5 protein-coding genes are annotated in these 7539 nt (G+C 42.8%); all 5 read left to right on the top strand.

The window, feature by feature from the left end; all coding sequences use genetic code 11:
• On the top strand, positions 1-765 hold a 765-nt coding region (locus PLA23_RS08235), incomplete at its 5' end, for a hydrogenase large subunit (RefSeq protein ID WP_324474827.1).
• Positions 766-770: 5 nt separating this feature from the next.
• Positions 771-1151 (top strand): 4Fe-4S binding protein, encoded by a 381-nt coding sequence (locus PLA23_RS08230; protein WP_324474826.1) that lies wholly within the window; start codon positions 771-773, stop codon positions 1149-1151.
• A gap of 77 nt (positions 1152-1228) precedes the next feature.
• Entirely contained in the window at positions 1229-4714 is a 3486-nt protein-coding gene (locus PLA23_RS08225; RefSeq protein ID WP_324474825.1) for a helicase-related protein, read from the top strand.
• An 85-nt stretch (positions 4715-4799) separates the two neighbouring features.
• Positions 4800-6347 (top strand): ATP-dependent nuclease, encoded by a 1548-nt coding sequence (locus tag PLA23_RS08220; RefSeq protein WP_324474824.1) that lies wholly within the window; start codon positions 4800-4802, stop codon positions 6345-6347.
• Between the two features lie 221 nt (positions 6348-6568).
• The coding region (locus PLA23_RS08215) for an ATP-binding protein (protein WP_324474823.1) at positions 6569-7539 on the top strand (971 nt) is incomplete at its 3' end.

The following is a 7539-nucleotide window of genomic DNA, read 5'->3' as shown; positions in this document are numbered from 1 at the left end:
CATAGCCATCTCCTCTGGCTGGGATGTTTTGCGGATGGGATGGGGTATGAAAACCTCTTTATGACCTGCTGGAAGGTGAGGGAGAAGATCCTTGATGTGCTGGAACGGACAACCGGAGGAAGAGTTATTCAGGGAGTGAACCGTGTCGGTGGCGTCAGCAGGGATATGGATGCGGATGAACTGAAACGGATTGAATATGAGATCCCTGGATTACGGGCTGATTTCACAGAACTCACCCGTATCTTTGATGAGGATCTGACTGTTCAGACCAGAACGAAAGGGATTGGCATGCTATCCAAAGACAAGGCCTGGGATTTGGGGGCAGTCGGCCCGGTCATCAGGGGCAGCGGGCATGCGGTTGATGTGAGAAGTACGGGGTATGGGGCGTATGATGAGCTTGATTTCAAGCCGGTTGTCAGAAATGAGGCTGATTGTTATGCCCGCTGTATGGTCAGGGCTGAAGAGCTGTTCACATCACTTGATCTGATTGAGAATGCCATCGATCGAATTCCTGCCGGTGAAATCTGTGCATCAGTCAAAGGTAATCCGTCTGGTGAATATTATGCACGGGCAGAACAGCCACGAGGAGAGGTCATCCATTACGTGAAGGCAAATGGGAAGAAAAACCTGCAACGACACCGGGTCAGGACTCCCACGCTTGCCAATGTTCCTGCTCTTGTGCATATGCTGGCCGGATGTGAACTTGCTGATGTGCCGGTTATTGTGCTGACGATTGATCCCTGCATTGGCTGTATGGAGCGGTGATTGTCATGAAAGTTGGAATTATGGCCTTGACCGTTCTGAAAAACCTTATGAAAGGTCCGGCAACCATACGATATCCATACCAGCCGGCAAAGGTGACGCCGGTAACTCGAGGACACCTGGTTATCAATATTGATGATTGTATCTTCTGTGGGCTGTGCCGGATGCACTGTCCGGCTGATGCAATAGAAGTGAGCAAACCTGACCGGACATGGAAGGTACACCAGTTCCGGTGTGTTATCTGCGGGTGTTGTGTCAGTTACTGTCCGAAAGACTGTCTGTCTATTGAGCAGACCTATCTTCCGCCGACGACATCGGAAACGATTGTGACGTATACCGGGCCCGAACCTGATAAGAAAGAAGGGCAGGAAGAACCGGTATCGGATTAATTTTTTCCATTTCAAACTTTTTTATCTCGTAACTCATTTTCGAAACCTATTATCCATTACAGACGAAATTTTATGCAATGGGCAGACTCGAAGATCTTCAACCCGGTGCCATCGTCAGAGGAATACTCCCATCATCACTGGTTACGGTAACCAGTGTGAAATGGTATGGTTCAGACTCTCTCAAACTCACCTATGAGGATTCTTCAGGCCGGGCCGATAACCGTCTTTTATATCGTGATAATGAATCAGAGTTTGAAATTGAGACCGAAGGAAGACCCTGGAGTTTCCTCGGGGATGCTGATTTATTCCGAATGGCTGCAGAAGCCCGAAGAATTCATCTGGCCCATCTCTTTGATCCCCTCCTTGCTATTCATACCTCCCTGGTCGATCCTCTTCCTCACCAGATAACCGCCGTGTATGAGGAGATGATCACCCGACAACCACTCCGATTTCTCCTCGCAGATGATCCCGGTGCTGGAAAAACCATTATGGCCGGTTTACTCATTAAAGAATTAATTGCACGCGGTGATCTTCAACGATGTCTGATCGTTTGTCCTGGAAATCTTGTCGAACAATGGCAGGATGAGATGGACAGGAAGTTCAATATCCCGTTTGAGATCATGACAAATGACAATTATGAAGCAGCCAGAACCGGAAACTGGTTTTTAGAAAACCCTCTCGCCATTTGTCGTCTTGACAAACTCTCCCGGAACGAAGATGTCCAGGAGAAATTACGGGTTACTGACTGGGATCTGGTCATCTGTGATGAAGCCCACAAGATGAGTGCCAGCTTTTTCGGGGGAGAGGCCAGGTTTACAAAACGATACCGGCTCGGAGAACTACTCTCCGGAGTTACCCGGCATTTTCTTCTCATGACGGCAACTCCTCACAATGGGAAAGAAGAAGACTTTCAGCTCTTTCTTCGGCTCCTTGATGGTGACCGTTTTGAAGGGAAGTTCAGGGATGGCGTCCACTTTTCAGACCCCTCTGATCTCATGAGGAGGCTGCTCAAAGAACAACTCCTCAAATTTGATGGTACTCCTCTCTTTCCTGAACGTCGGGCATATACCGCCAATTACACTCTTTCAACTATCGAAGCTGAGTTATACCGCCGTGTCACAGAGTATGTACGGGAAGAATTCAATCGGGCTGATGCTATAGAAAACGAAGGAAGAAGAGGGACTATCGGATTCGCCCTCACTATCTTACAACGTCGTCTGGCATCTTCCCCTGAAGCAATCTACCAATCTCTTCGAAGGAGGCGTGAACGACTCCAGGATCGTCTCAGGGAAGAAAAACTTCTCCAGCGGGGTTCTAATCGTTCAGATATCAGCCGATTAATCCCAGAATTGAGTCGGGATGATATCGATGAGCTTGAAGATGCCCCTGACGAAGAACTTGAACAGGTCGAAGAGCAGTTAGTAGATCGAGCATCTGCGGCCCGGACTATTGATGAACTGAAGATAGAAATAGAAACGCTTCAGGGTCTTGAAGAACTCGCTCTTCGGGTCAAACAATCCGGCTGTGATAAAAAGTGGGAAGAGCTCTCTGGAATATTACAGGATAATCAGGAGATGTTTGATGTTCATGGTCACAGAAGAAAACTGATCATTTTTACCGAACACCGGGATACGCTGAATTATTTGTCCGAAAAGATCCGTGCACTTATTGGACGGGAGGAAGTGGTTGTGGTTATTCACGGGAGTATGGGGCGGGAACAGAGAAAAAATGCTGAACAGGCATTTACTCAGGATAAAGATGTCCTCATCCTCATTGCTACCGACGCTGCCGGAGAAGGTATTAATCTTCAACGTGCTCATCTGATGGTCAATTATGATCTTCCCTGGAATCCGAACCGACTTGAGCAACGGTTTGGCCGGATTCACCGTATTGGTCAGACTGAGGTTTGTCATCTCTGGAACCTTGTAGCAGCGGAGACCAGAGAAGGTGAAGTATGGAAAAGACTGCTCGAAAAACTAAATGCTGAACGGGAAGCTTTGGGAGGTCAAGTCTTTGACGTTCTTGGTCGTCTGACTTTTAATGATCAACCGCTTCGTGATCTGCTGATCGAGGCTATTCGATATGGCGATCAGCCAGAGATTCGTGCGAAACTGAATCAGGTCGTTGAAGCGGCTCTTGATCATGAAAAACTCAAGAAACTCATCGAGGAGAGGGCCCTTGTCTCCAATGCCATGGATGTGAGTATGGTCCAGAAGCTCCGGCAGGATATGGAGCGGGCAGAGGCACGGAAATTACAGCCCCACTATATCAGATCATATTTCCTGACTGCATTCCGTTCCCTTGGGGGATCTATTCATGAGCGGGAGAGTGACCGGTATGAGATCCCTCACGTCCCGGTTGTCATCCGAAACCGTGACCGGATCATCGGGACTCGTGAGTCTATTCTAAAATCATACGAACGGGTAACTTTTGATAAGAAACTTATCAGGACTCCTGGGAAACCACTTGCAGAGTTTATCTGTCCAGGTCATCCACTTCTTGAATCGGTTATCGATCTCACCCGTGAACGTTATCAAGATCTTCTGAAACAAGGTGCTATCTTCATTGATGAATTGGATACATCTGAAAAAATCCGGGCTTTGGTTATCCTTGAACATAGCATCTCTGATGCCAGTATTACCCGAACCGGAACCAGACGGATAATATCCCGAAGAATGCAATTTGTTGAGATATCAGAAGATCAAACAGTTCATTCTGCTGGATATGCTCCATATCTGGATTACCGGTCACCAAAAAAAGAGGAGTGGCCTTTTATTAAGAAGATTGGTGTCCCGGAATGGATAGCCCGAGGTCTTGAGGAGATTGCGAGTGATTATGCTATACAATATCTGGTCCCGGAACATCTGGCTGAGATAAAACGACAAAGGGAACCATTAATTGATAAAACGCTTCAGGAAGTTCATAAGCGTCTTACCCGGGAGATTAGTTACTGGGATTATCGTGCCGAGGAACTAAAAGAGCAGGAACAGGCCGGTCGGGTAAATGCAAAGATCAATTCAGCAAAAGCCAGGGCAAGAGCAGATGAACTCTCTGCCCGTCTGCGGCGTCGTGAGGATGAACTGAAAGAGGAACGGACCCTTACTCCTTCTCCTCCTGTAGTGACCGGGGGAGCGATGATTATTCCGATGGGACTTATTTGGAAAATTGAGGGGACGACTCAAACTTCTGATCTTTTCGCTCGTGATACCAAACGGATTGAACTCCTTGCTATGAAGGCGGTGATGGAGTATGAAAGAGATCTTGGGTTCACTCCCCGTGATGTAAGTGCTGAAAAGGTCGGATATGATATTGAATCTGTTATCCCAGAGACTGGAAACCTCCGGTTCATTGAAGTAAAAGGCAGGGTGAAAGGTGCAACTACCGTAACGGTAACCAGGAATGAAATTCTGACTGCTTTGAATAAACCAGATGATTTCTATCTGGCCTTGGTAGAGGTTGATGGGGAGGAGACATCGGTCAGGTATGTCCAGCATCCATTTAAGAAGGAACCTGATTTCGCGGCTACTAGTGTGAACTATGATATCAGTGAATTAATCCGATGAACACCTATGATTATATAGGTAATTCTAACAAATATACCTTATATTAATGGAAGAATAATCATTCATAGTAAATTGATGTTGGATTATGTTAAAAGATGAATTTGAACGAATTTGGGAACAATTAACCCAGAAAAGTCCGCATGTAAATAATCGATTAGAACAAGTACGTATTCAAAATATTCGTGGCATTGTGGATGTTTCAATTCGCTTTCCATATCCGGTTAGTGTACTCGCTGGACCAAATGCATGTGGGAAAACAACAGTTCTTCATGCATTAGGATGCCTATATATAAATAAATCAGGAAGATCATTCACCCCAGCAAAATTATTTCCAGATTTTAAGACAAAAAATCCGGATATTCCTCATGATTCTGGTGGAAATAATCAAATTTCATATCTATATTATTCTAATAAGGTTCCATCGGAGATGTTATGGAAGAGAAATGCGGATAAATGGAATAAAAGTTATTTTGGGAGGAAGGGCATTAATCAACCGGAAAGAACAGTTTATCTTCGCAATCTTTCACAACTCAGTAGTCCTGCAGAAATTATCAGCCTTCAAAAAATGGGACAAGAACAAATTAACTGTGATGAAATTCCTCCCCAACTGATTACTCTCGCTCATCAAATCCTGCCTCATCATTATGCCCGTCTTTATTTATTATCCCATAAAGCCAAAGATTTGTTATTTGCTGAACGGGATGATGCTGATCATCCGAGTTACTCAGAATTTCATATGTCAGCCGGAGAAAGAGCTATTCTTCGCCTATCTAGGGATATATCAACTCTTCACGATGCCCTCATATTAATTGATGAAATAGAGGCAGGATTACACCCATATACACAACAAGTGCTTATGCTTGAATTACAGCGTCTTGCTCTTCGGCAGGATCTCCAGATTGTTGTTACATCACATAGTCCATTTATTTTAGAGTCTGTGCCATCTGAGGGGCGCATTTTCTTAGAAAGGTCTGATAATGGGGTGACCGTTACCCCACCGTATCGCGACTTTGTTCAAAGGGCATTGTACCACCAATATTTGGACTTATTATCTGTTGTTTGTGAGGATGATATAAGTGAAGAATTAGTGAGAGGGGTTATCGAAATTCTTTCTCCGAAATTGGATCTTCGACAGTCAATAATTCAGGTTGGACGTGATACAGGTAAGGATGAATTTAATCATTATATCCGTGCGTTGGCTAAATTTAACAGATTAGAACAATTTATCTTTGTCCTAGATGGAGATTCTAGAGACTATAAAGATCAACTTGAGAAAACTGCAAAAACTGAACGATGCTCCTTAATGATTTTAGTCCTTCCTGGTGAGTATTCACCTGAACGCTATATTATTACAACCTTAAATCAGTACTCGAGTGAATACGCAGAACATTTCGGTTGCTCGAGTCATGATTTTCGGAAGATTGTATCTGACTTTATTCAGTTATATGAAAAAAGCACAGGAAAGGAACGAGATATTGCAAAGGAGATTCTCCATTCCATCAGTTTAGAGATTAAGACTGATGAAGGCAGAATAGCCAGAACGGTCGGTAGAGTGGAGACTAGTCGAATAGGATCAGATATGGAAATTTTTTCAAGGGAACTAGAAGAATTTATTCTTCTCTGGAGGTCCTAATCGTTTGTATGCATAGGATCTTCAAATCAAATATATGAGAATGTGCAAGAATTACTCCAATTATGGTAGACTTACCTTAAATTGTACTCCATATCCCAATATAACGTTGATGGATGCTTTAAATATATGATCAGTAAATTTTTTACCCATATCTATTTTGAAACGTATAACCAATAAATGTTTATTCAAACAAATGAAAAAGAAGGCAATATAGGGACCTCATGACAGAGAAACAAAAAAAGAAAAAAACATTATCAATATCACAACGGTATTCCTCATCAGAGCCACCAAGGACAATACGTACCAATGAATCAACTGCACACCCTCATAAGTTTTCAATAGGCCTGAAAAACATCGGTCCAATTGAATCGGGTGACATTACAATAAAACCCTGTACAATAATTATTGGTTCAAATCGTTCAGGAAAATCCTATATTGCAAAAATTTTGTATGCAATGTACTCTCTTCAGAATGACCTTTATTATTCAACAGGCCCTTTTCAATATTTTCAAAATAATTATCTTAAAGATGAACTCCCAATACCCCAGGAATTATTTAAATTAATTTTGGAATGGGATACCAAATCTGACTTAATTCTTTCTGATTCAATTCTATTAGAAATAGCCGATTCTCTGTTTACGAATATCACAGAAAACCTCTTTTCAAATGCATTAAAGGATGTGTTTAATGTCCCTTTGAAGGAATTAATTTCAAAACAACGCAATGAGGGTGAATTTCTATTTAAAATTCGAGGAGAAACTCTTTCCACGACATTAGATAAGGAAAGGCTTCATTTACACATTAAACCAGATATTCTCAAGCTAATACAGTATAAAATAACGTATAAAAAGAACGATGATAAAATAGACATAAGTTATCACAATTTTCATTTTGTTCATCCATATTCTCTAATAAGAGATAATGATGGGCTTTTAAAAATTGCTCGTGATATAACCTATTGCATTGCTGCTGGAATAATCCAGGATTATTATTTTTATTCTGCTTTCGATGGAGTATACTTTCCAGCAGGAAGAGCATCTCTCATGGAGATGAAACCTTTTGTCGCAATGCAATTGTTAAGTTCATCACGTGCCAGTGCAAAACCCTCTCCGAAGATGAGTTCAGTCTTCTCTGACTTTTTTGCATTACTAGAGAAGATATTGGGAACAAAAAACATCTCAAATGATCACTA

This window comes from Methanospirillum sp., from assembly GCF_035406105.1.
Lineage (GTDB): Archaea > Halobacteriota > Methanomicrobia > Methanomicrobiales > Methanospirillaceae > Methanospirillum.
This window is presented reverse-complemented; position numbering and strand designations above follow the sequence as displayed.

Bases quoted from the DNA above. Each gene is read 5' to 3' on its own strand.
- PLA23_RS08230 (WP_324474826.1), top strand. From the start codon at position 771: ATGAAAGTTGGAATTATGGCCTTGACCGTTCTGAAAAACCTTATGAAA.
- PLA23_RS08225 (WP_324474825.1), top strand. From the start codon at position 1,229: ATGGGCAGACTCGAAGATCTTCAACCCGGTGCCATCGTCAGAGGAATA.
- PLA23_RS08220 (WP_324474824.1), top strand. From the start codon at position 4,800: ATGTTAAAAGATGAATTTGAACGAATTTGGGAACAATTAACCCAGAAA.